Here is a 24,351-nt window from a genome sequence, read left to right on the forward strand (position 1 = left end):
AAATAAAGCATATAAAGGAACCTCTTTGAAACTTATATGAAAAGATTTATACTTTTACGAAAGTATTTTATACTTTTACCAAAACAACAAATTTACTTAATTAATTTTACTATGGATTCAACCAATAATAAAATAGAGACAGTACTTGCCAATATACAAAGCGCGAGAAAAGAGAAGGGTTTTACTCTTGAAAATATGGCAGATGAATTGCAGATATCTCACTCAGCCTACCGAAAAATAGAAACGAACCAAAGTAAACTTTCCGTTGAAAGATTGATGCAGATTGCCGTTATTTTAGACAAATCGGCAACAGAGTTACTTAATGACCCCCAAGCAAGAGTTTACAATCAAAATAACAATGGAAACTGTACCATAATTGGGCATCAAGAATCTGAAAATTATTATCAAGAAAATAGAAAAATAGTCAGAGACCATGTAGCCGACTTAAAAGAAGAGATTCTGCATCTTAAAACCGAAATCGTTTTTTTGCGCGAGTTGGTACAAAACAAACACACTTAGTTAGTCGTACAACGCTGTTCAATCCCATTCGCTTCAACTTCGTGTATGAGGGAGGCTGTCAGAAAACCCTATAAGCCGACAAGTCAGCAATAGTAGTCATGAAGATTCCTCATTTTTATAGCATGGTTTAACACACAAAGCCCCCCAAGACAACTCGTTCAAGATGGAGCTTTACCACCTGATGGAGAACGAGCTGTCCAACCCGGAACAGGATGTGGCACGTATGACCGAACTACTGAGAATCTCGAGCACCAAGCTCTACTACAAGGTAAAGGGACTGACGGGCGAGAATCCCAGCGTCTTCTTCAAGACCTACAAGCTGAACCGCGCTGCCGAGCTGATAAAAGAGGGCAGGTATACCGTTTCGGAAATAGCCGACATGACGGGATTCAGCACACTGTCGCACTCCTCGACCACCTTCAAGAGACAGTTCGGGATAGCACCGAGCGAATATGATTCATATCAAATTCAAGTTACATTTAAAACATTCCAAGGCTATTGTCAGAAAATTTCCAAACCTCTCCCTCTCTTTATCCTAACCAAAAACCGCCCACACAAATTCCCCTACCAGAACACCTTCTGACGAGGGGGTATCTAAGTATACGACTTAGGTACCCTAAGTATACGACTTAGATACCCTAAGTATAGGACTTAGGTAGCCTCAATATAAGACCGAGTCCGCATTGCTCGTAAAAAAGGCCTGAAAAAGATGTTCCACCACTTGTTTTTTTGTTGAGATAAATAAACGATCTTTCTCCGATAAAACTCTCGGTAAAAGCCATTCAATCCCGAAGTAAATTCATGATAATCATTCAAGTAAGCTCTCTACATTCTCAGCAGGCCGAAATTTAGCGGACAGTCGATAGAATAATATTTGAGAGGCTTATTTTTTCAATAAATATTAAAGTTTAAATAGAATAAGTAACAGGGTTATTGAAAATCAACATCATAGAGCCTTATTCGATATACTGCCTATTGTCTCAGGTTTTATCGGGCACTTATATTTGTAACAAAATTTCCAAACCAATCCGTTTCTCTCAGCCAACCATCAGAATACAATCCCCCCTGCCAGAACACCTTCTGGCAGGGGGGGGGGTAGATCAGTATAGGAGTGAGAAAAGACAACTCCGTTTTCTTTTTCAAAAGGGAAAGAATAAAGGCATATTTTGTAAAGATATTATCCTACTCCTTTATCAACACATCATCAGCAATCAGGTCAATCAGTTTGTGCAATTGCTTCATTCTTCGAGATTGGCTGATAATAATTTCATGAAGAGATCGGGTATGCGTTATAATTATTCCGCCAACGGATTACGATTTATTCCGAGCATTCCAAACAAACAAAGCCAACAATACTGACAACAAGGCAGAACCTATCCAAAACCAATTGATATAAGTAAAGTCATAAACTTCCACTCCGTCTATCATGGATTTGTTTCCCTCTATTAGCACACCACTCATCACATCCTGAAGCCCTGCACCAATATAACTGGCAATGCCGACCACTCCCAATGCAGCCCCCGAAGCATTACGAGAAGCTATATCAACGGCCATCAATCCACCGAGAAAACAAATCAGCACACCGATACCAAGACCGAACAACACCATTGCCACAGCATCCAACCCAAAATGAACTCCCGGCACAAGCAAAAAAAGGCAGAGGGCTGCAACATTCAGCAAACCGAAAATCAAGGCAGGAACATTGCGACGCCCTCCGAACAGTTTGTCAGAGATAACACCGGAAAACACGGTGCCCACAATGCCGCAAACCGAACTGATGGAGATGATGAAGCTGGCATCCAGCGTCGAGTAGCCTTTCTGCGCCTCCAAATAAAAAACGCCCCAACTGTTCACCGCATAACGGCTGATATACATGAAAGCACTGCTGAGGGCCAATATCCAGATGGCAGGATTGCGAAGCACCTCTTTTTGAGCACGGTTGAACTCCTCGCTCTGCGATGCACTCATTTCTTTCTCTTTCTTAGGCTCATTAACGGCAGGAAGCCCTTTGCTTTGCGGAGTATCGTGAAAAAAACGCCAGACAATCAAGGCACCGGCCAGTCCGACAAGTCCTGCCCCCAGAAAGCCATACCGCCAACCGAAAGCACTGACAATGGAAGCAACAACAATAAAAGTCATGGCTTCACCGATGTTATGGCTCGCACTCCAGAATCCATAGAAAGAGCCGCGCTGCTTATCCGTGAACCAACGTGACAATCCCACCACACAGGAAGCCGCACCGATTGACTGAAACCAACCGCTGATTCCCCAAAGGACAGCAAACAGGATGAATGAATTGACAAAGCCGAGGCAAAGGTTGACCAATGCCGTCACCAACAGTCCGGTGCTCATGAAGCGGTTTATATTGCTACGATCGGCCAGAAAGCCATTGGTGAACTTGCCAACAGCATAGGTAAAGAACAACACCGAACCGATGATGCCCAATTCTGTTTCAGAAAAAACACCCTCCTCCACTATCGGCTTCTTCACTACGTTCAAACTGAGACGGCAGACGTAATATATGCCATACCCCAGCGTCGCGGCAAGAAAAGTGGACCATTGCAGATGTTTCAAGCGACGTTTCTGTTCCGGCAAAGTCTCTCCATTACAAGGCCTCGCTTGCGAGACCTTGTAAAAATTGGCAATAAACTTCCACATGAGTTCTCAGCCCCCCCTATTCGTGCAGATTCTTTGCTTTCAGATATTCCAGCAGGTAAGCAGGTCTGTCCGTCTGTATTATGCGACATCCCAATGTATCAATCAGATATCCATAACCGACATCCGGACTCTGCAAAGACATGTCATCGTCATGTCCGCCTGCCATCGTGTCCCACAAAGTATTATACCAAATAAGAGAACGGCCGCTCAAAGCTGTCGCCAGTTTCTTAGGAAGCGGATTGGTGTCTTTTACATACAGCAACTCGAAAGCAACAGGAGCCATGTCCTTAATGAACTTTTCTATTTGCTCCTCAGCCCCCGGCGCATCGAGGTCTATAATGGGCATATAGATTACATCGTTCAAATAATCGCCGAATTGCTTCTTGACTTCTTCCACCGTCTTACGCCCTTTCATTATGATTTGCTTGGTGGTTGCCGTCTTCTGCATCAGTTCATAAATCCGGTCAAAATAAGCGTCTGCTTTATCCAGATTTATCATAATCTTACCTTTGGCGTGAAGCAAAGCCTCCTCCAAAGTAGGGACTTTGTGAATGGTACGGATATTACAGCCATTCTTTAACTTCAATTTCCGTATCTCATCAAGCGTGTTTTCTGAAACCAAGCCTTTTCCGGTAGTGGTACGATCCAATGACTTATCATGCATCAATATCAGTTCACCGTCTTTTGTCTCCATTACATCCAGCTCCACAATGTCCACACCCATCTTAATGGCGTTGTCTATCGCCTCCATTGAGTTCTCAGGGAAATTACGCCAGTCGCCACGATGAGCTACCACAAGCACCGAGCTTTGGTCGCGATTCATCAGTTTTTCACGAATCTGCGCAACGCGGTCTTGAGCCGAAAGTTGCAATACAGCAAAAAGTGCAAACAGCAATAAATGTATCTTTCTCATAATTTCACGGATTTCAAAACAACTTTTATTCTATAATATATCCCTCGTTCTGCCAACCTGTCTTATCATTGACATTCTCTATTTCAGTCAAAGGAACCGGATAGAGTTGGCGATAGTTGGCAATTCCGGGAAATATGGAAGACATTTGACCTGTACGCACAATGTCAAACCATCGGTCGCACTCTAAAGCAAGTTCCAGACGACGCTCCTTATATACCGCCCGTCGGAAGAGTTCTTTTGTGGACAATTCGTCTAATGTCTTACCGGTAAGTCCTGCGTTTATGCGTACGGCATTCAGGGCATCCAAAGCCTCTTGTGTAGGAGTGGCGGCAAGCTCATTAGCCGCTTCGGCATACATCAACATTACTTCAGCGCAACGCAACACAGGAAAATCGGCACTGGTTTCGTTGTTTGTAGCAGGCGCATCAAATTTGCCCGGACGCTTTCCACTCCCGGTAGGAGCGACCAATGCCTTACGATTGTCCGCATTGCTTTCAAATTCCGACTGTTCCAAAGAAATGACATTGCCATTATCATTGTTGCGATAGCGATTATTCTGGTGAACAGACTCGCCAATTCCACCCTTAAGATATTGAACGGCGAAAATGATATCCTTGCTTGTTTTCAGATTATTAGGGAAAGTTTGCGGCATAGGTACCAACATCAAATCCTTCTCTGCCTTGATGGCTGCCATTACCGGGGCAAGCTCATTGACAACCCCCTGATAGTTTTTTCTATACAAGTGGACCTTTGCCAGCAACGCATGAGCAGCATACGAAGTGACACGACCCCTTTCCGCCTCTGCCCAAACAGCAGGCAAGCTCTGGGCCACGGTCAGGTCTTTGACTATCCGGTCATAAACCTCACCGACGGCAGCACGCTTATTATTACGTGCTTCTGCCACAGTCTGAGTCTTAGTGACGACGGGCACTTCACCCCACAAGCGAACCAGATTAAAATAACACAATGCACGTATAAACGAGGCTTGTCCGACTATACGAGTTCGTTGTTCTTCAGACATTGATACCTGTTCCATATTTTGAAGAACCAAGTTGCAACGATAAATCGTTTTGTAGAGCGAAAGCCAAGCGCCTGACAAATTGGAGTTTGCCGGGGTCTCAGTAAACACTTCTATCTGGTATCTGATACCGCCACTGGCACCGGAATTATCATCTTTTACATTGTCGCCACGCACTTCCATCAAAGTCATGAAAGTTGCTCCATACTGACCACTGGACTGCAACTCATCATAAAGGCCTATAACGGCTCCTTCCAACCCTTTTACATCTTTATAAAACGTCTCTTCCGTAGGAAAATCAATGGGTTTCAGATCTATAAAATCATTACAGCTTGAAAGAATTATTGCTGTAAAAACCAATATTATTATTTTTTTCATATCACTGTTTTTTTAAGATTAAAACGTAAGATTAACGCCTATCGAGGTCGTTCTTGCCAATGGATATACACCGTAATCTTCTCCATTGGTCGTTGCGGCAGTGCGATTTGATACCTCCGGATTATACCCCTCATAACTTGTAAAGGTAAATGGATTTTGGACGGAACAATATATACGGGCAGACTTCAAATACACCTTCCGAAGCCAACTTCCCGGCAACGTATATCCCAAAGAAATATTCTTGATGCGCAGATAAGAGCCGTCTTCCACATGCCATGTAGAGGTTATTCCGTTCTGTCCTTTGCTGACACGATTGGCACGTACATTCATTCCACTACCGGGATTATCCTCCGACTTCCAGCGATTAATAGCCCCTTTGTAGTTATTCATATTTCCTTCATGGTTATAAAAATATCGCCGTGACAGGTTTAGAATTTCATTACCTTGCACTCCTTGGAAAACAATACCGAAGTCGACACCTTTCCAAGCCAGTGTAGCACCGAAACCATAAGTAAAATCGGGCATGTAATTACCCACAATGGCACGATCCGTATCCGAAATATCCAATATCTTGTCTCCATTGACATCCTTAAATTTAAAATCACCCGGTTTTGTGTCAGCCAATCCATAATTGGTGGGAGAATCCTTATAGTGCAAAGCAGCATCCACCTCAGCCTGATTCTTATAAACGCCTTCTACGATAGGAAGATAATAGCTTCCGATTGCTTCACCCACGCGAGTTATAAAATAGGCATTGCTCACTGAACCGGAAGATATAATATCCGCATTGCCCGGTCCGAGTTCTTTCACTTCGTTGATATTCTTTGAGATATTGAAATAAAGACTCCAGTTGAGGTTGCCCGTCTTCTGGTTGGTTGCAATATTAAACTCCACTCCCTTATTGTTCACTTTACCGATATTTTCCAAACGAGTACTATAACCCGTCATCATTGGTACAGGCACATTCAAAAGCAAGTCATACGTGTTACTGTTATATACATCCAAACCCAAAGTCAAGCGGTTCTTAAATAGCGATGCATCGAACCCCACATTCACCTGTGCTGTCTTTTCCCAACGCAATTCGGGATTAGGCATACTCTTGGGCGCTGCTCCCTTGACAGCCTCCGCACTGCTTCCACCCAACACATAGCTAAGATAGGCAACTTCACCTTGCGCACCGTAGTTAGGTATACGGAAATTACCTGTCAGGCCATAGCTGGCACGCAACTTCAAATCGTCGATGAAAGACAAAGACTTCATGAATTTTTCTTCAGTCATACGCCATCCGGCAGATATTGACGGAAACCATCCCCAGCGGTTGTGCTTTCCAAAACGGGAAGCGCCATCTGCACGAATAGCCCCGGTAAGCATATATTTGCCTTTATAATTATACTGGAGACGGGCAAGTCCCGAAAGTAAAGCCCACTCAGAAGCCTGCGTATTACCACGGGTAACAGTACCCGCATTCAACGTCGGTACAGTATTCGTGATGAATCCATTGGCAAAGGCATAGGTGCTTTCATCTCTTTGGTATTGCATGGTCCAGCCGGCCAATGCAGAAAACGAGTGCCCACCTACTTCCTTATTATAGTTCATGGTTTGTTCAAACAGCCAGTTATACATCTTGCCAGTTCGCGCAGTTGCTTCGGGAACCGACTCCGGATTACCTTCCGTATTAGAAATTGGGATGGTGGACGGACGAAAAGTATCCCTTGAACTGCTGTATATATCCACACCGAAATTGGCACGATATTTCAACTCCGGCATAAAAGCTACTTCTCCATAAACATTGCCAAAGATGCGGGATGCTTTCGTTTCATCTTTCTGCAACATAGCCAATGCTACGGGATTCCAGACTTGTGTCTGACTATTACCTTTCTTGACAGTACCATTCGAGAGTATCGTTCGCGTATTCGAACTCCAAGCGTTTTGGATGAAAGAAAAAGAACCGTCGGGATTATATACCGGGAATATAGGAGCACAGTGCAAGGCAGAAGCTATGATGCCACCGCCATTGGAATTATAAGCACCGTCCGAATTGACAGCATTTTCTATTGTCACAGATGGACTTAACGATAATCCGAACTTAAAAATACCTTCGGTTACATCGAGGTTGAAGCGTGAACTATAACGGGTAAAATCACTGTTGACAATGACACCTTCTTGTGATAAATAATCGACAGATGCATAATACCTTATCTTCTGACTGCCTCCGGAAACGGAAACAGAGTGGCTCTGCATGCCTGCCATACGGAAAATCTCATCTTGCCAATCTGTGTCAATCAGCCCCTTCTCTCCTCTCAGATATGGCAAAATCTCCATGGGAACAATTGTATTATAATCATTATTGGTGTTCTGCAGACGAGTAGCATTATCATCCGATATATTATAAGGCAAAGGACTCTTATTTTGCGCTATGAGTTTTCGATTGACCGACTCCATTTTATCCTTATACGTGTTATTACGGGCATCATTCACCAAGTCGGCATACTCATAAGCATTGAGCATATCTATCTTTTTGGAAACCGCCTGCCAACCATAAAATCCGTTATAAGAGACTGTGGCACGTCCCTCCTGTCCTTTCTTGGTAGTTATCAATACCACACCGTTTGAACCGCGCGAACCGTAAATTGCGGCTGAAGAAGCGTCTTTCAGCACCTCGATGGATTCCACGTCATTCAGATTAAACGTATTCAGTTGCTCTTGGGCAAGCGGCACACCGTCTACAACATACAACGGAGAAGTTCCTGCCGTAATGGTTCCCGTTCCACGTACTTTAATCTGCAAAGAAGCCCCCGGAGCACCCGTCGCCTGCGATACTTGCACTCCCGGCATCCTGCCTACCATGGCCTCTGCCATAGAAGTTACCGGCTGTCCCTTCATGTCGCTTGCACGAAGACTGGCAATAGCCGTTGTTACATCGCGTTTCTTTTGTACTCCATAACCCACAACTACCACTTCTTCCAGCAACTCGCTATCCTCTTTCAACGTAACCTTTGCCAAAGCTTTGTTATCGGCTTTCAGCTCCACCGTCTGATACCCGATATATGATATGGAAATGACAGCATCTTCCGGAACGTCGGTCAATGTATAGTTTCCATCCATATCGGTAATCAATCCATTGGTGGTGCCTTTCACAATTACGCTGGCACCAATCACCGGCTCTCCATTCTGGTCAATGACAGTGCCGGAAATATTCTTTGTCTTACCGCTTTGCTTGGTTGTATCGGAAGCGACCTTTGCTTTCAGGTAAATTTTTGTCTCGCCAATCTCAAAATCCACATCCATATCTGCAAGCAGTCGCCGAAGGAATTTGGAAATTTCTTCTTTATCCGCCTGAATGGAAACAATCTTTTCGGGATTGACCGTAGGCCTGCTATAAGCCACTGTAAGCCCGGTTTGTTGCGTAATAGTATCAAAAACCTTCTCCAACTTCACTTGCCGAAAATTCATTGACACCTCTTGGGCCGAAACTGCAGAGCAAACCGCAAAACAGAAAAGCAGCACAAATAAAATTCTGTGTTTCATAACTTTTACTTTTAGATTAACATTTAGTATAAAAATCACTTTATACAGAATAGACACACAGAACCTTAGAACGGGTGAGAGGAAAAGAAACTTTTTTTTGAGTTTTTTTATTTGGAAGTAACCAACACCTCTTTCTTTGCTTCACTATACGTAAATTGAAGCGGTGCTATTTTCTCCAAATCCCGTAGAATTTTTTCAAGAGGTATATTTTCCGACGTAAGGGTGAAATATACATTCCAAGCATTCTTGCCCTCTATCTTAAAATCGACGTCATACCAACGCCCCAACACGCTGGCAACTTCGGCCAACGAGGCGTTTTTGAAAGCTATCACATTCGTTTTCCACAGAGAAGCTATGTTATCGACGTTCCGGGAAACCGTGCAGCGTTTACTTGCGCGATTGTAAACCAGTCGTTCACCGGGTTGCAACGGATATTCCTTGTCCGAAGTAAGAGCCAATTTAATACGTCCTTCATCAAGGCACACCGTAATATTCTCACTTTCAGGATAAGCCTGCACATTGAACGATGTGCCCAAAACATGAAGAGCAGAGCCTTCGAGATTAACAATAAAAGGGCGGTGGGAATTTCTGGCTACAACAAAATATGCTTCCCCGTCCAAATAAATCTCACGGCTGAACAATGCAAACTTTTTGGGATATTTCAGCCGAGTATCCGAATTGACATATACGCATGTTCCATCCTGAAACATCATTTGCAAGCGTTCGCCCTTTGGCACATAAACTTCCTCATAGCCGGAATTGCCGAACAAGTCTACACGCATATTTACTTGAACAAACAGCCCTGCCAGCAGAATGAATGGAATAACCACAGCCGCTACACGGAAAGAGAGTCGGCGAATCCGTCTCCGCCGGATGTTTTGACGAATACGGCCAAACATCTCCTCCGACGGAATAGCATGATCCACATAAAGTTCTTCGTAATCGGCCTTTATTTGTTCCGCATCCCGTTCCATACTACGTGACAGGTAGGCAGTGCCCTCATCAGTCGCAAACCATTTTGCAACCAATTGCGCAACTTCAGGAGTAGATGTTCCGCCCAACACCTCCTGTATCTGTTTCTCGGTAGGTTTACCTATGATTTTATTATCCATACAACCAAATAGACACTCAAACTCTTCAACAAGGTGAGATATGTAACAATTATTAGCATTTTACGCAAATAAATACGCAGTAACTTCAAAGCTTCCGAATAGTGGGTTTTAATGGTGTTGATAGAGAGTTGCAACCGATCGGCTATTTCTTGATTGCTTAATTCTTCCTGCACTTTCATCAAGCAAATATCACGTTTTTGAGGTGGAAGCATTTCCAAAGCTTTGTAGAATAAAGACATCAACTCTTTTTTCTCCAAGCTTTCCACTAAAATATCTTCATATTCGGGGGCGTCCTGTGCCATCCCATAGTTTTTGGCAACGGCATTATTTTCATTACGAATCACATTCAAAATATGGTTCCTGGTCATTGTCACCAAGTAGTTTTTCAGGCTGACCCCCACACGGAGTTCCGTGCGATATTCCCAAAAGCGAGTAAAAACATGTTGCACTGCATCTTTCGCCATTTCCGTATCCATCAAATAACGATACGACATGACGTAAAGTAGCTTATGGTATCTATGATAAATTTCTGTAAATGCAGTCATATCTCCTCGCTCCACTTTAGCAAAGAGAATTTCATCATTATCTACTATGGGAATATCAGGATAGAATTGCACGTTTCAGGTTGTTTTTCCACATCATCGTAGCGAAGATAACGCAACTTTATCAAAAGAACAAAAGATTCATAAAAAAACCGTATATCTGACAAATGAGAATTCCATCTTATAGAAAAAAAGAGAAACATACAGGCACTTAATGATACAAAGAGGTTACTACACAGAGCCAAACAGACTTTATTTCCACATGAAAATATGTTTTTAAAGAATATCCCAATAAGACCTTTCACGTCGGGCTGAAAAACCACTCCCTTTTATCCCCGGAAGCTAATTGTTTAAAATTCTCACAGCAAAAAGAGAGTTCACAACCACTGCCGGACACCCCATCTCGACACCCCCGCCAGAACACCTTCTGACGAAGGGGTATTTAAGTATAAATTAGGTAGCCTCGATATAAGACCGAGTCCGCATTGCTCGTAAAAAAGGCCTGAAAAAGATGTTCCACCACTTGTTTTTTTGTTGAGATAAATAAACTATAGTTCTCCGATAAACCTTTTTTTGAATATTATGAATTAGGGCTGCCCCCTCTTTTTTAATAAGCTTTGATTCTAAATTGCAATTACATATTAACTATTTATCAAGAGAATACGTTCCGAATAAATTCTTCCTTTCAAACATCTCGATTGCCGACTGTTCCAAAGGAGTACGCTTGATAATGGCTTTATCTTTCCAAAAAGTAGGATCATAGTTTTGATTTGCTATTTTATTTCACTACTGTCCCGTAAAAGTGGATAAATAGTTCTTTGAAATTATTGAAATATAGTCAATTACACGTTTTTTGAAATGAAACGGACTTGATTTTGCAACTTTGCAGTCTAATACAAATGGCTGCTATGTTCCAAGACAAATACGTATTCTCTCAATTAACCGCTTTTCTGAACAGGACTCAGTTCAACAACTATGTTCGCAAGTATGATGGCAACCGATATGTGAAACATTTCACTTGCCGGAATCAGATGCTCGCGATGATGTTTGGACAACTGAGTAACCGTGAGAGCCTGCGAGACTTAATCGTTTCTTTCGAGGCGCATAGGGCCAAGCAATATCATCTTGGGTTAGGTCGTGAACCGATAGCCAAGACAACTCTTGCGACAGCCAACCAGAACCGTGATTACAGAATTTTTGAAGAATTTGCATTCTATATGATGAAAGAAGCCTGCGAGAAGCGGACGACCAACATCCTTGACATTTCCGGAAAGAAATATGCGTTTGATTCAACAACGATTCCGTTATGTCTTGCAACATTCCCATGGGCAAAGTTCCGAAGCAAGAAAGGAGGAGTGAAAGCTCATGTCTTATACGACATTGAAGCACAAGTTCCTGCCTTCTATACTGTAACCACTGCATCAAAGCACGATTCTACAGCAATGTCTTCAATCCATTATGAGCCAAATGCTTATTATATATTCGACAGGGCTTATGACTCCTTTAAAGAACTCTATAGGATACATCTTACAGACTCTTTCTTTGTTGTCAGAGCCAAGACGAACTTAAAGTATAAGACAGTCAAATGGAAGCGAAGAATACCAAAGCACATAATGACAGATGCGGAAGTGAAACTGACCGGATATCTCTCCGAAAAGAAATATCCTGAGTCATTCAGACTCGTCCGATATCACGATGAAGAAGATGACCGTGAGTTCACTTTTTTGACGAATGCGAAACAACTTTCTGCACTGGATGTCGCCAATCTTTATAAGAAAAGATGGTTGATCGAGCTGTTCTTCAAATGGCTCAAGCAGCATCTCAAGATAAAGAAATTCTGGGGCACAACAGAGAACGCTGTTCGCATACAAATCAGTGTGGCTATTATCACATACTGTCTTGTGGCTATTGTCCAACATGATATGAAGTTGAAACGCTCAACCTATGAAGTTTTGCAGATTCTCAGCATATCATTGACTGACAAAACCCACTTGCGTGACCTGTTCCACAAGACTAATTTCAATGATGTTAAAGATCTAAATGAACCCCTGATTCCGGGGCTATTTGATTAATTGTTTAACTCGTCCCATTTTAACGGGACACTAATGAGATATAAGCAATGAAAAAGACAGTTTTTTACCTTTTATTCCTCCTTTTAGGCGCATCCCTGTACGCCCAAGGATTTGACAGTTTCATGGCAAAAAATCCCGATAAAACATTTATCGGAGCCATTATGCAGGCCGAAAGCATAAACGAGGACACTCATCGGTTTATTGACGTTGTACTTGCCCCAATAACCATCAGCTTCAGCCACTCCATCAAGTCACAGACAATAACTCCCTCTTATATTGAGATGACTAAAGTTGTGCAAAACCTCATTGAAAACGGCAAAATACCAATGCAAAATGTAGGCCTTTCGCATGCAATCAAAGAAATCAAATCCTATAACGAATTGAATGCTTTGTTTGGACAGAAGATTAATCCGACATTACTTTTCGATGTCCCTACCGATAAGGCCTCCAAGCAAAACCTGCTTGTCGTCAGTTTGGAACAAAAGCTCCTTTCCATCTATATGGACCTCCCCGATACGCCGGTTCTGCAAGGAAAGAAACCGGAGTATGACACGAACAAGCTGATTTATTTAAACTCAGTCACATTCGGCAGGAAAGCCGTTGCCTTAATTGAATCGGAACAACCTTTGAGCAAATTGAAGGCTGCGATAGACAACGTGATGCAAAACTATAACAACCCGGAGAAAATAGCCGATACATCTCACGCTATATTGTCAAACTCCAATATCCGGGTAATGATTGTAGGCGGAAATGCCCAAATGAACGTACAAAGCGGTAATGCCCTGACTGAGCTACTTCTATATTTTAACCAGAAGATTACCGGCAGTGATTTTATATCCCCTATCATCTTTACAGCCGCATGGGCAAAAGACAATTCGGTGTTTGAGAATAAATAACTTTCCGTACATCACGAACCATGAGCAACTAAAAGATTTTAAGTTTGAGCAACGCTGCCCCCGATACAAAGAAGGCTCTCCGAAAAGCAGTATGCCTCTTATTATGTTGAAAGCATACTATTCATTTCGGACAGCCTCAAGGGAGAAAATACATATATGCCTTTATCTCAGCGTCTCCACCTCTTCCGGCGTCAACGGAATCTTCTTGCCCAGACGGCGTGCCCCGGTTTCGGTAATCAGATAGTCCTCTTCGTTACGGATGCCGCCGAAGTTCCGGTATTCCTCCACTTTATCATAGTCGATGAAATCCGTGAACTTCTTTTGCCCTTTCCAAAGGTCTATCAGTTCGGGGATGAAGTAGATGCCCGGCTCCACGGTGAGCACAAAACCGGGTTGCAGAGGCATGGCGAGCCGTTGGCTCTTGCGCCCGAACTGCGTGCTCTTGGGCTGGCCATCGTAGCCTACCCACACCTCGCCGAAGTTCTCCATATCGTGCACGTCCAGTCCCATCATGTGCCCCAGACCGTGGGGGTAGAACAGAGCATGGGCGCCTTCGCGCACGGCGTCTTCGGCATTGCCTTTCATCAGGCCGAGGCTCTTCAGGCCTTCTACCATCACTTGGGCAGATTGTTCATATACCTTCATGTAGGGAATGCCTGGACGGAGCGCGTCGACAGAAGCCAAGTGCATGGCATTCTGTATTTCGTAAACGGCACGCTGGCGGGGAGTAAAGGTCTTGTCGGCAGGAACGGTGGAAGACATGTCGCCGCAATAGCCCGACGGCAACTCGGCGCCGGCATCAATCAGGAACAGGTCGCCCGGCTTCACTTTGTTGCCGTGATAGTGGTTGTGCAAGGTCTGCCCGTTGATGGTGGCAATCGTCGCGAAAGAATGTTCGCAATTGTTCAGCCCGGCTATGCGGTTCATCTCGGCCACCACCTCGTATTCGTACATTCCCGGACGGACTGTTTGAATGGCCGTGATGTGCATGTCGGCAGTCACATCGCAGGCTTTCTCTATCTCGGCAATCTCTTCGGCTGACTTATGGTTGCGTTGCGCCACCACCGCACGGATGAACGGGACGGAACCTTCCTGACGGGAAGGAGGAACACCCAGCCAATCCATCAGCTTCAGTTTGTGTTCGGCACGATAAGGAGGAAGGTAGTTTATGGCTTGCCCTTTCCGGACAACCTTATGCAGATAGGCCACAATATCGCCCGAGGGACGTACTTCCCGGATGCCCACTGCCGCAGCTTTCTCGTGAAGCGTGGGCTGGGTTCCCATCCAGACGACATGGTCGATGCTCAGTTCATCGCCGAAGATGATTTCCTTATCCTCGTCTATGTCTATAACGGCCGATAGTCCGGCAAACGACAAACCGAAAAAGTAGAGGAAGGTGGAATCCTGACGATAACGGAAGGTGTTGTCTTCGTAGTTCAACCCTTGTTCGTCATTACCCAAGAACAATAACACTCCGGAGCCGATAGTTTTCTTCAGCAGGGCCCGGCGCTGCACATACGTTTCTTTAGCAAACATAACGCTGTTATTTTTAAATTGACTTTATGCAAAGATAAACAGAAATTTGAAAAGGTCGGAAGCTAACTGTTACAAAAAGCCAAGCACGAATCCATTCTTTTCTTTTTTAGCCACCCAACAACAAGACGATGTAAAGAAAAAGACGGATGCAAGCAGCTATTCCGTTCGCCGGACTGCTTGTCTCCACTAAAGGCAGAATAAAAGATATCCCGTCAACATGGCCCGGTTTGTTTCTTATAAGGGAACAGAACTTTTCATTGCATTTGATTGTCATCATAAAACCTCGCTTTTGGAAAGGCTTTGATAAAAGAACAATGAATTTGATATTGAATATAAGATAAAACCCAATAGAAGCCACATCATCGGAATCAACCTCGAACAGAGTAGTGATGACAACTATCAATTCATTCCACGCCAATGAAATGACAGGCCATCTTGTCAATTTTCTTTCTCTGCAAATCATAGAGGCATCGCTCCGTCTGCCCTTCCCAACAGTTTGTTCGCACCGTGCGGATATCCGTTCGCACGGCGCGGATATCTGTCCGCAGGTTGCGGATTTGTATTCGCACGGCGCGAACAGAGATTTATCCGGGCAGGTAACAAGTTTACTCTTTGTCACATACATTTTTTTCTTTGAATTCACGAAGTTTATACCATACATCCGACATGCAGGAAAGCAGGTTCCTGACACCATTATCCTCGCTACTGCCGACCTAAGCCGAAACGATCATGGACGAAGACACAAGGAGTGCTTCAACAAGACAGATGCTCCGCGTCTTTGCGGTGGCGTGCAGAGCCGGTCAGCATCCGTTAAAAAAGATGGCAGGCAACAGCAGAATCGTTTGTTGACTTCATACTCTTCTCCCAACAAAAGCAATGGTCGCGCGATTAAGAAACGACACAATCAGTAAAGGCAAAAGAGGACGATGTTTTATAAGTATAGGAAAGATAAGTGCATGTTGACTAAAAAAATACCCTCGTTCATTTTATTCTCACGCGGTTTACATTATCTTTGCAGTAAAAATTGCCCAACTACGTTGTTTCGTAGTTCTTAAACAGAAAAAGCATGGCACAAGGTTCCCGACAGGTACAGACGCAAGCGCAACAGCAGATACAGACGCTGTCGCCGCAACAGATTCTGGTGGTAAAACTGCTGGAACTTCCCGCCATGGAGCTGGAAGACCGCGTACGTGCCGAACTTTTGGAAAATCCGGCATTGGAAGAAGGTAAAGAAGAGACCGCGGGAGATGAGTACCCCGACGTTTCCGAATCGGAAACCGGTTTGGACGACGGAGGAGACACCGACTACGACTCTCTGAGCGACTATCTGACCGAAGACGATATCCCCGACTACAAATTGCAGGAAAACAACCGGAGCAAAGGTGAACAGGCCGAAGAAATCCCTTTCTCGGACACGACTTCGTTCTACGAAACCCTGAAAGAGCAGTTGGGCGAACGAAACCTTGACGAACGGCAACGCGAACTGGCCGAATACCTCATCGGTTCGCTCGACGACGACGGCCTGTTGCGCAAGTCGCTGGAAAGCATCAGCGACGAACTGGCCATCTATGCGGGCATCGACGCTTCTCCGCAGGAATTGGAAGAGGTGCTGGAGATTGTTCAAGACTTCGACCCCGCCGGCCTGGGTGCCCGCAACTTGCAGGAGTGCCTTCTCATCCAGATTCGCCGCAAGATAGAACAGCAACACTCCGCTCCGAATCCGTTGCTGCGCATTGAAGAGGACATCGTATCCGAATGCTACGAGGAATTCACCCGCAAGCATTGGGACAAAATCCGGCAAAGATTGAATCTGGAAGAAGCTGTCTTCGACCGGGCCATCAAGGAGGTCTGCAAACTGAACCCTCGTCCGGGAGCTTCTTTGGGCGAAGCCATCGGCAAGAACATGCAGCAGATTGTGCCCGACTTCATTGTAGATACTTATGACGACGGCACCATCAACCTGACCCTGAACAACCGCAACGTGCCGGAACTGCGTATGAGCCGCGACTTCACTGAAATGGTGGAAGAACACACCAAGAACAAGGCGAACCAATCCAAAGAATCCAAGGAGGCCATGATGTTCCTCAAGCAAAAGATGGATGCCGCACAGGGCTTCATCAATGCCGTAAAGCAACGGCAAAATACGCTGATGACCAGTATGCAGGCCATCATCGACCTGCAACGCCCGTTCTTCCTCGAAGGAGACGAGTCCTTGCTCCGCCCCATGATACTGAAAGATGTGGCCGAACGCACCGGGTTGGACATCTCGACCATTTCCCGCGTAAGCAACAGCAAATACGTGCAGACCAACTACGGGATATATCCGTTGAAGTTCTTCTTCAACGATGGCTATACCACCGAAGACGGCGAGGAAATGTCCGTGCGCGAAATTCGCAAGATATTGAAAGAGTGCGTCGACAACGAGGACAAGAAGAAGCCTTATACGGACGACGAACTCACCGGAATATTGAAAGAGAAAGGTTATCCGATAGCCCGCCGGACGGTAGCGAAATATCGCCAGCAAATGAACATACCGGTGGCAAGGTTGAGACGATAAATTAGTAATATTTGTAACCCGCAACAAATGGAAGAACATATCATAGCAGATAGAACTCTGATTAGAACCGCGAAAGTCATTTCGGCCATATTCACGCCGTTCTCCATTCCTTTCGCCGCTTTTCTGATACTGTTCATCTTTTCGTACCTGCGCATTATGCCGTTGCAATACAAGCTGATTGTATTAGGCGTGGTCTACTGCTTCACCATCCTGATGCCCACACTGACGATTTTCATCTTCCGCAAAATCAACGGTTTCAGTCAGGAAGATTTGGTGGACAGAAAGAAAAGGTACGTTCCCTTTATCCTGACCATCACTTCCTACATTTTCTGCCTGCTGATGATGCACCGGCTGAATATCCCTTGGTACATGACGGGCATCATCCTTGCCGCACTGATAACGATGGTAATCTGTGTCGTCGTCAACCTGAAATGGAAACTCAGCGAACACATGGCAGGTGCCGGAGCGGTGGTAGGCGGGCTGGTGGCCTTCAGTGTACTATTCGGCTATAATCCCGTATGGTGGCTCTGTCTTTTTATTCTGGTGGCAGGCGTACTGGGCACGGCGCGCATCATCCTGCAGCACCACACGTCGGGCGAAGTCATAGGAGGATTTGCCGTAGGGCTCGTCTGTTCCTTGCTGGTGCTCCATCCGGTGAGCAATATATTATTCCGAATTTTTCTTTTTTAAATTAAGATATAGTATCAACCTTTAAAAACTAATGATTATGAACTTTCCGACTAATTTGAAGTACACCAAAGAGCATGAATGGATTCGCCAAGAAGGCGACGTGGCTTATGTAGGTATTACCGATTATGCACAGGAGCAACTGGGCGACATCGTGTTTGTCGACATCCCGACAGAAGGCGAGACACTGGCCGCAGATGAAGTATTCGGCACCATCGAAGTAGTAAAAACCATCTCCGACCTGTTCTTGCCCGTGGGCGGGGAAGTGCTGGAACAGAACGAAGCCCTTGCCGACCAGCCCGAATTGGTGAACAAAGACCCATACGGAGAAGGCTGGCTCATCAAGATTAAGCCTGATGCCGACGCAGATTTCGACAGCCTGCTGGATGCGGAAGCATACAAAGCGTTGATTAACGGATAGTTGTTAGCGGTTAGTTGTTAACGATGAGTGATTAGTTGTTTACGACCGCTCACTAACGATTAGCAAAGCCGATAACCTAAACGATCAATATGAATAACAAATGATAAACTTAAGCAGTGGGCGAGGAGTGCCCGGCAACATCCCCGCCCTCGCCCGCTCACCGCTTATCACTCACCACTAAACCCTAATAACATGTCACCAATTGTCAGCATTATCATGGGCAGTACTTCCGACCTTCCTGTCATGGAAAAGGCCGCACAGTTGCTCAACGACCTGCATGTCCCGTTCGAAATGAATGCTTTGTCTGCACACCGTACCCCGGAAGCTGTGGAGGAATTCGCCAAGAATGCCCGCCAACGCGGTATCAAGGTGATAATTGCCGCAGCCGGCATGGCGGCCGCCCTGCCCGGTGTCATTGCTGCCAACACTACCTTGCCGGTTATCGGCGTCCCCATAAAAGGTTCCGTACTCGATGGCGTAGATGCCCTTTATTCCATCATACAAATGCCTCCGGGCATTCCGGTAGCCACCGTTGCCATCAACGGCGCCATGAATGCCGCCATCCTTGCCGTACAGATGCTGGCATTGAACGACACCTCACTGGCCGAAACTTTTGCCTCTTACAAAGAGGGACTGAAGAAAAAAATCGTCAAGGCAAACGAGGATCTGAAAGAAGTGAAGTACGAATACAAAACAAACTGAAATCAGCGGTTAGTGGTTAGCCGACTAATGATTAGCACTCACTAACCACTAATCGCTAACCCACTAAACACTAACCAACGTGAATCTGTTCAACTACTCCCGACGGGAAACATCCGAAGTAAATATCGGAGCCACGCCCATGGGCGGCTCCAACCCCATCCGCATACAGAGTATGACGAATACGGCTACGCAGGACACGGAAGCCAGCGTGGCACAAATAAAGCGCATCGTTGATGCCGGCGGTGAATACGTACGCCTTACGGCACAAGGCATCAAGGAAGCCGAAAACCTGATGAACATCAATGCCGCTTTGCGACAAGACGGCTATATGACACCGCTTGTTGCCGACATCCACTTCAACCCGAAAGTGGCGGATGTGGCGGCATTGTATGTGGAGAAAGTACGCATCAATCCCGGAAACTATGTGGATGCGGCACGCACCTTCAAACATCTGGAATACACCGATGAGGAGTATGCGCAAGAGATCAAGAAGATACACGACCGCTTCGTGCCTTTCCTCAACATCTGCAAGGAAAACCATACGGCCATCCGCATCGGCGTGAACCACGGCTCGCTGTCCGATCGTATCATGTCTCGCTACGGCGATACGCCGGAAGGCATGGTTGAGTCGTGCATGGAATTCTTGCGCATCTGCGTACAAGAGAACTTCATGAACGTTGCCATCTCCATCAAAGCCTCCAACACGGTGGTGATGGTGAAGACCGTACGCCTGTTGGCCGCCGTGATGGAGTGGGAAAACATGCGCTTCCCATTGCATCTCGGTGTGACGGAAGCCGGAGACGGAGAAGACGGACGCATCAAGTCGGCTTTAGGCATTGGCGCCTTATTGGCGGACGGATTGGGAGATACCATTCGGGTCTCGCTGAGCGAAGCCCCTGAAGCGGAAATTCCTGTTGCACGAAAATTGGTGGACTACATCGTACAACGCCACGACCATCCCTATATTCCCGGAACAGAGACTCCGCAATTTAACTATCTGTCTCCAACCCGCCGCGAAACGTCAGCCGTGCGCAACATAGGCGGAACAAACTTACCCGTAGTCATTACCGCACGTCTGGATGGCAACATGGATTTCAACCCACAGTTCATACCTGACTATGTCTATACAGGACGCGCCATACCCGTTCAATGTCCGGCAGGCATGCAATGCATCATAGACGCCGATGTATGGATGGAACAACACAACAACGGCATAGAGCAGAGTAACGCTTGGCCTGCCTTCAAAGGAGACCAGCTTCCTTTCCTGAGCAGTTGCAACGCTTCCTTGAAATTCCTTTTCATTACCTATATGGGACTGAATGACGAGGCCATTGCCTGTCTGAAATATCATCCGGAAGTCGTGCTCATTTCGCAAAGCAACCACCCCAACCGCTTGGGCGAACAGCGTGCACTGGTGCATCAGATGATGCAAGAAGGGTTGAAGAACCCGGTCGTGTTTTTCGAACACTATGCAGAAAATGAAGTGGAAAATCTTCAAATCAAATCGGCCGCCGACATGGGAGCACTCATTTTCGACGGTTTGTGCGACGGTATTTTCCTACTCAATCAAGGAAGCGATGGCAGGATAAGCGATAAAATGGTAGATGCCACCGCTTTCGGCATCCTGCAAGCCGGACGTGTACGCACCAGCAAGACCGAATACATCTCTTGCCCCGGCTGCGGACGCACACTCTATGATTTGGAAAGCACCATTGCCCGAATCAAAGCCGCCACCGGCCATCTGAAAGGGTTCAAAATAGGTATTATGGGATGTATTGTCAACGGCCCCGGCGAGATGGCAGATGCCGACTACGGCTATGTAGGTGCCGGACGAGGCAAAATCAGTCTTTATAAAAAGAAAGAATGCATTGAGAAGAACATTCCCGAAGAAGAGGCTGTGGAAAAACTGATAGAGTTGATAAAGAAGAACGGAGATTATAAATAAGGCTTTGCAAGGCGCATCCAAACACCTTATGATTTTCTTTCAGACACAGATCGCACAGATGAACATGACTTCCATGAACCTAATCTGTGCAATCCGTGTCGCAAAATATTAAGCTATCTTTTTTTTACTTAGCCACAGAAGTTATCGGCAAACTCAACATTTCTTTATACTTTGCCGGGGCAGTCAATATCTTCACCGCTTCCTTCAAATCGTCATCGTCTTTCAACTGTTCAATGATGCTGCCGCGCTGATAATAATAACGCTTGACGATTTCTATGGCAATCATCGCCTTTATCTCCTTGGAGAAATGGTCGAGGTCACGGTCGAGGTTGTGGCGCAGTTTTCGCTCCAGTGCCTTGAACTCTTCCGAGGCATCGGCCAGATAACCTTCAAACTCCGCCATCTCTTTCAAGTTCTTCAGTATCTTCTCAGTCTGCTGGTCATATTTGAAATCGGCCTTCTTTACCATTGCTTTGAAATCCGCATAATCAGCATCCGTGACCTTAAACTTCTCGGCAGAAGGAATGGCAGGGTGCTTCAGACAATAGTCCGTAGCATAGTTGAAAATCAGGTTGTCATTGACAAGGTAGAACAGAATATTAGGCAATTTCTCCTGTTTCACCGTAATATCCGGAGTAATCCCGCCGCCATCGCGCACTTCACGTCCGGCAGCCGTATGAAACACGGTTGTCAGACTGTCGGGAATACGTCCCACACTGCCATCTTCGTTCCGGTGCTTGTAGTCTATGGCCTGTACGCAACGCCCGCTGGGGATGTAATATTTGGAAGTGGTCAGTTTTATCGTACCGCCATATGGCAACGGACGGGGAGTTTGCACCAAGCCTTTGCCGAAAGTACGATTACCGATGATAACGGCACGGTCAAGATCTTGCAAAGAACCTGCGAGAATCTCTGAAGAAGAAGCCGTACCTCCGTTGACAAGAACCGCCAAAGGCATTTCCAAGTCCAATGGTTCACGTAAAGTTTTATAAGTATTGCCGGCTTGCTTTGTTTTACCTTTTGTTGTCACGAGTGTCTTGCCGCGAGGCAGGAAAAAATTGGCAATCTCGATAGATTCTTCCAGCAATCCGCCTCCGTTATTCCGCAAGTCAATCACCAAAGAGGTAATGCCTTTTTTCTTCAAATCCAGAAAAGCCTGCTTGAATTCTCTGGAAGGATTTCCTGAGAAAGTACTCAGGTTGATGTAGCCAATGTTGTTATCCAATACCGTGTAATAAGGGATAAACGGCAACTGAATGGAACGGCGGACAATATCGAACTCCAACAACTTCTCCGTGCCCGGGCGCTGCACTTTCAGTTTGAAGCTCGTACCAACCTGACCGCGAAGCATCTCGCTGACTTCTTGATTGTTTTTCCCCGCAAGGTCCTTACCGTCAATCTCCATCAAGACGTCTCCGGCCTTCAGCCCCACCTTGGCTGCCGGCATGTTCTCATACGGCTCGGCAATCATGGAGCATTTCAATTTTGCATTCCATGTGATGATGGAACCGATACCGCCATAAGAGTTCTTCAACATTTGCTCCAATTCACTTTGATCGTCTTCCGGATAGTAGGCTGTGTAAGGATCTAAGGAATAAAGCATGGCATCAATGCCCTCGCGAATGGTCTTATCGGGATTAATGGTATCGACGTAGAACATATCCAGTTCTTTCACAATCGAGTTAAACACATCCAAGTTCTTAGCTATCCTGAAATTACGGCTGTCGCCACTTCTGAAACCGAAAAAACAGACAACACCTGCCACAACGAGCAAGGCAGCCACCCAGCGTATTTGTAAAAATCTCCTCATATTCTCTAATCGTTGATTATTAATATTTCTTCTCTAATCTTTTCCCATTGAGCCGCCGACAGCTCCGTTCCCAGCACTTGTATCACATTTTTGGAGAGCATGGAGCCAATCTTTGCACATTTCTCCAGCGAGTAACCGCACGTAAGTCCGTACAAGAAGCCCGCAGCAAAATAGTCTCCCGCACCTGTGGTATCAACCACCCTATCGACGGATTCTGCCGATGCATGCACCTCTTCCGTACCTTTGCGGATTAAAGAACCGCGTCCTCCCATCTTCACGATGGCTATGCTGCACATTCCGGCAATGATGTCCAGCGCCTCCTCCGGCTCCTTGCCGGTGAAGGCTCTGGCTTCCTCTTCATTCGCAAACACGATATCCACGTATTTATTCATAAGCAAAGAGAAAAATACATGATCGTCTTCCACGATGTTATAGCTTGCCATATCCAAACATACTTGCAGTCCGGCCTCTTTAGCCAATTCGATGGCACGGAGAATCATGTCATGATCCTGTACCAGATAGCCCTCTATAAATAAATAAGTATATCCTTTGAACATGTCCAGCGTAAGTTCTTCCGCTCTCAAAGTTGAAGCCGCTCCCAAATAAGTACCGAAGGTGCGCTCTCCGTCGGGCGAAACAAAAGTAGAGGCTACACCTGAAGGGAGAAAGGATGAGAGCAGCAAATTAGCCTCTGTGCCACGCTCCAACAAGCTATTGCGAAAAAAGTCTCCGTAAAAGTCGTTTCCCACCTTTCCGATAAATCCTGTCGCCGCCCCAAGATGCGCCATGCCTCGAATAGCATTGCCGGCAGAACCTCCGGTGGAAAGATGTGTCTTCATCCGGCTGAAGTATTCATTGATTTTCAACAATCCTGCCTCATCTATAAGAGTCATGCTTCCTTTAGGAAGTTGCATTTCCGTCAATATTTCATCATTCTCAAGGGTCACCAACACATCTACCAGAGCGTTGCCTAATCCTATTATTTTGTCCATCAGCGATATTTTTTTCGCAAAGATATTGCATATTTCAAAATATCCTATTACTTTTGCACCGCATT

18 protein-coding genes and 1 pseudogene are annotated in these 24,351 nt (G+C 45.6%); 10 read left to right on the forward strand and 9 right to left on the reverse strand.

The genetic code is table 11. The features are described from left to right. The first annotated feature begins 36 nt into the window (after nucleotides 1-36). On the forward strand, nucleotides 37-519 hold the full coding sequence (locus C3V43_RS08070; protein WP_217349949.1) for a helix-turn-helix domain-containing protein: 483 nt from the start codon (nucleotides 37-39) through the stop codon (nucleotides 517-519). A gap of 139 nt (nucleotides 520-658) precedes the next feature. Then, nucleotides 659-973, forward strand: a pseudogene (locus C3V43_RS08075) (helix-turn-helix domain-containing protein); the annotation flags it as partial. Between the two features lie 857 nt (nucleotides 974-1,830). Here the strand turns inward: C3V43_RS08075 and C3V43_RS08080 are convergent. The 6 genes from C3V43_RS08080 to C3V43_RS08105 form a co-directional block, all read right to left on the reverse strand. Further along, entirely contained in the window at nucleotides 1,831-3,177 is a 1,347-nt protein-coding gene (locus tag C3V43_RS08080) for an MFS transporter (RefSeq protein WP_106069367.1), read from the reverse strand. A 16-nt stretch (nucleotides 3,178-3,193) separates the two neighbouring features. Next, nucleotides 3,194-4,090 carry a glycerophosphodiester phosphodiesterase family protein gene (locus tag C3V43_RS08085; protein WP_106069368.1) on the reverse strand — a complete coding sequence of 299 codons (897 nt, stop codon included), beginning with the start codon at nucleotides 4,088-4,090 and terminating at the stop codon, nucleotides 3,194-3,196. Between the two features lie 25 nt (nucleotides 4,091-4,115). Next, entirely contained in the window at nucleotides 4,116-5,486 is a 1,371-nt protein-coding gene (locus C3V43_RS08090) for a RagB/SusD family nutrient uptake outer membrane protein (RefSeq protein WP_106069369.1), read from the reverse strand. Between the two features lie 18 nt (nucleotides 5,487-5,504). Then, complete coding sequence (locus C3V43_RS08095; RefSeq protein ID WP_106069370.1) at nucleotides 5,505-9,014, reverse strand: TonB-dependent receptor; 3,510 nt, start codon at nucleotides 9,012-9,014, stop codon at nucleotides 5,505-5,507. Nucleotides 9,015-9,121: 107 nt separating this feature from the next. After that, nucleotides 9,122-10,126, reverse strand: coding sequence for a FecR family protein (locus tag C3V43_RS08100; RefSeq protein ID WP_106069371.1), 1,005 nt, complete (start codon nucleotides 10,124-10,126; stop codon nucleotides 9,122-9,124). Continuing rightward, on the reverse strand, nucleotides 10,108-10,671 hold the full coding sequence (locus C3V43_RS08105; protein WP_106069372.1) for an RNA polymerase sigma-70 factor: 564 nt from the start codon (nucleotides 10,669-10,671) through the stop codon (nucleotides 10,108-10,110). Before C3V43_RS08105 ends, C3V43_RS08100 begins: the two co-directional genes overlap by 19 nt. 905 nt (nucleotides 10,672-11,576) lie before the next feature. Here C3V43_RS08105 and C3V43_RS08110 point away from each other — a divergent pair. Together C3V43_RS08110 and C3V43_RS08115 are read left to right on the forward strand one after the other, a co-directional pair. Continuing rightward, a complete protein-coding gene (locus C3V43_RS08110) occupies nucleotides 11,577-12,740 on the forward strand; it encodes an IS4 family transposase (RefSeq protein WP_106070514.1) in 1,164 nt (387 codons plus the stop codon). Between the two features lie 47 nt (nucleotides 12,741-12,787). Beyond that, nucleotides 12,788-13,636: a thiol-activated cytolysin family protein gene (locus tag C3V43_RS08115; protein WP_106069373.1), complete on the forward strand. Its 849-nt coding sequence runs from the start codon at nucleotides 12,788-12,790 to the stop codon at nucleotides 13,634-13,636. Nucleotides 13,637-13,798: 162 nt separating this feature from the next. Here C3V43_RS08115 and C3V43_RS08120 read toward each other — a convergent pair whose 3' ends face one another. Next, on the reverse strand, nucleotides 13,799-15,172 hold the full coding sequence (locus tag C3V43_RS08120; protein WP_106069374.1) for an aminopeptidase P family protein: 1,374 nt from the start codon (nucleotides 15,170-15,172) through the stop codon (nucleotides 13,799-13,801). A 389-nt stretch (nucleotides 15,173-15,561) separates the two neighbouring features. Here C3V43_RS08120 and C3V43_RS14690 point away from each other — a divergent pair, with 389 nt between their 5' ends. From C3V43_RS14690 to C3V43_RS08150, 6 genes are all read left to right on the forward strand, one after another. Continuing rightward, nucleotides 15,562-16,083, forward strand: coding sequence for a hypothetical protein (locus tag C3V43_RS14690; RefSeq protein WP_129588741.1), 522 nt, complete (start codon nucleotides 15,562-15,564; stop codon nucleotides 16,081-16,083). Between the two features lie 155 nt (nucleotides 16,084-16,238). Beyond that, nucleotides 16,239-17,729, forward strand: coding sequence for an RNA polymerase factor sigma-54 (rpoN, locus tag C3V43_RS08130; RefSeq protein WP_106069376.1), 1,491 nt, complete (start codon nucleotides 16,239-16,241; stop codon nucleotides 17,727-17,729). Between the two features lie 27 nt (nucleotides 17,730-17,756). Continuing rightward, nucleotides 17,757-18,419 carry a hypothetical protein gene (locus C3V43_RS08135; RefSeq protein WP_164996229.1) on the forward strand — a complete coding sequence of 221 codons (663 nt, stop codon included), beginning with the start codon at nucleotides 17,757-17,759 and terminating at the stop codon, nucleotides 18,417-18,419. A 37-nt stretch (nucleotides 18,420-18,456) separates the two neighbouring features. After that, nucleotides 18,457-18,837 carry a glycine cleavage system protein GcvH gene (gcvH, locus tag C3V43_RS08140; RefSeq protein WP_106070515.1) on the forward strand — a complete coding sequence of 127 codons (381 nt, stop codon included), beginning with the start codon at nucleotides 18,457-18,459 and terminating at the stop codon, nucleotides 18,835-18,837. A 192-nt stretch (nucleotides 18,838-19,029) separates the two neighbouring features. Next, on the forward strand, nucleotides 19,030-19,539 hold the full coding sequence (purE, locus tag C3V43_RS08145; RefSeq protein WP_106069378.1) for a 5-(carboxyamino)imidazole ribonucleotide mutase: 510 nt from the start codon (nucleotides 19,030-19,032) through the stop codon (nucleotides 19,537-19,539). Nucleotides 19,540-19,678: 139 nt separating this feature from the next. Beyond that, nucleotides 19,679-21,484 (forward strand): 4-hydroxy-3-methylbut-2-en-1-yl diphosphate synthase, encoded by a 1,806-nt coding sequence (locus tag C3V43_RS08150; protein ID WP_235655903.1) that lies wholly within the window; start codon nucleotides 19,679-19,681, stop codon nucleotides 21,482-21,484. A gap of 124 nt (nucleotides 21,485-21,608) precedes the next feature. Here C3V43_RS08150 and C3V43_RS08155 read toward each other — a convergent pair whose 3' ends face one another. Both C3V43_RS08155 and C3V43_RS08160 read right to left on the reverse strand, forming a co-directional pair. After that, nucleotides 21,609-23,294 (reverse strand): S41 family peptidase, encoded by a 1,686-nt coding sequence (locus C3V43_RS08155; RefSeq protein ID WP_106069380.1) that lies wholly within the window; start codon nucleotides 23,292-23,294, stop codon nucleotides 21,609-21,611. A gap of 5 nt (nucleotides 23,295-23,299) precedes the next feature. Continuing rightward, complete coding sequence (locus C3V43_RS08160; protein WP_106069381.1) at nucleotides 23,300-24,286, reverse strand: adenosine kinase; 987 nt, start codon at nucleotides 24,284-24,286, stop codon at nucleotides 23,300-23,302. Nucleotides 24,287-24,351: the final 65 nt, after the last annotated feature.

This window comes from Prevotella heparinolytica, assembly GCF_002998535.1.
Lineage (GTDB): Bacteria > Bacteroidota > Bacteroidia > Bacteroidales > Bacteroidaceae > Bacteroides > Bacteroides heparinolyticus.

Bases quoted from the DNA above. Each gene is read 5' to 3' on its own strand.
- C3V43_RS08120 (WP_106069374.1), bottom strand. From the start codon at position 15,172: ATGTTTGCTAAAGAAACGTATGTGCAGCGCCGGGCCCTGCTGAAGAAA.
- C3V43_RS14690 (WP_129588741.1), top strand. From the start codon at position 15,562: ATGACAACTATCAATTCATTCCACGCCAATGAAATGACAGGCCATCTT.
- gcvH (WP_106070515.1), top strand. From the start codon at position 18,457: ATGAACTTTCCGACTAATTTGAAGTACACCAAAGAGCATGAATGGATT.
- C3V43_RS08100 (WP_106069371.1), bottom strand. From the start codon at position 10,126: ATGGATAATAAAATCATAGGTAAACCTACCGAGAAACAGATACAGGAG.
- C3V43_RS08105 (WP_106069372.1), bottom strand. From the start codon at position 10,671: ATGACTGCATTTACAGAAATTTATCATAGATACCATAAGCTACTTTAC.
- C3V43_RS08090 (WP_106069369.1), bottom strand. From the start codon at position 5,486: ATGAAAAAAATAATAATATTGGTTTTTACAGCAATAATTCTTTCAAGC.
- C3V43_RS08115 (WP_106069373.1), top strand. From the start codon at position 12,788: ATGAAAAAGACAGTTTTTTACCTTTTATTCCTCCTTTTAGGCGCATCC.
- purE (WP_106069378.1), top strand. From the start codon at position 19,030: ATGTCACCAATTGTCAGCATTATCATGGGCAGTACTTCCGACCTTCCT.
- C3V43_RS08110 (WP_106070514.1), top strand. From the start codon at position 11,577: ATGTTCCAAGACAAATACGTATTCTCTCAATTAACCGCTTTTCTGAAC.
- rpoN (WP_106069376.1), top strand. From the start codon at position 16,239: ATGGCACAAGGTTCCCGACAGGTACAGACGCAAGCGCAACAGCAGATA.
- C3V43_RS08080 (WP_106069367.1), bottom strand. From the start codon at position 3,177: ATGTGGAAGTTTATTGCCAATTTTTACAAGGTCTCGCAAGCGAGGCCT.
- C3V43_RS08135 (WP_164996229.1), top strand. From the start codon at position 17,757: ATGGAAGAACATATCATAGCAGATAGAACTCTGATTAGAACCGCGAAA.
- C3V43_RS08070 (WP_217349949.1), top strand. From the start codon at position 37: ATGAAAAGATTTATACTTTTACGAAAGTATTTTATACTTTTACCAAAA.
- C3V43_RS08160 (WP_106069381.1), bottom strand. From the start codon at position 24,286: ATGGACAAAATAATAGGATTAGGCAACGCTCTGGTAGATGTGTTGGTG.
- C3V43_RS08085 (WP_106069368.1), bottom strand. From the start codon at position 4,090: ATGAGAAAGATACATTTATTGCTGTTTGCACTTTTTGCTGTATTGCAA.
- C3V43_RS08095 (WP_106069370.1), bottom strand. From the start codon at position 9,014: ATGAAACACAGAATTTTATTTGTGCTGCTTTTCTGTTTTGCGGTTTGC.
- C3V43_RS08155 (WP_106069380.1), bottom strand. From the start codon at position 23,294: ATGAGGAGATTTTTACAAATACGCTGGGTGGCTGCCTTGCTCGTTGTG.
- C3V43_RS08150 (WP_235655903.1), top strand. From the start codon at position 19,679: ATGGGCGGCTCCAACCCCATCCGCATACAGAGTATGACGAATACGGCT.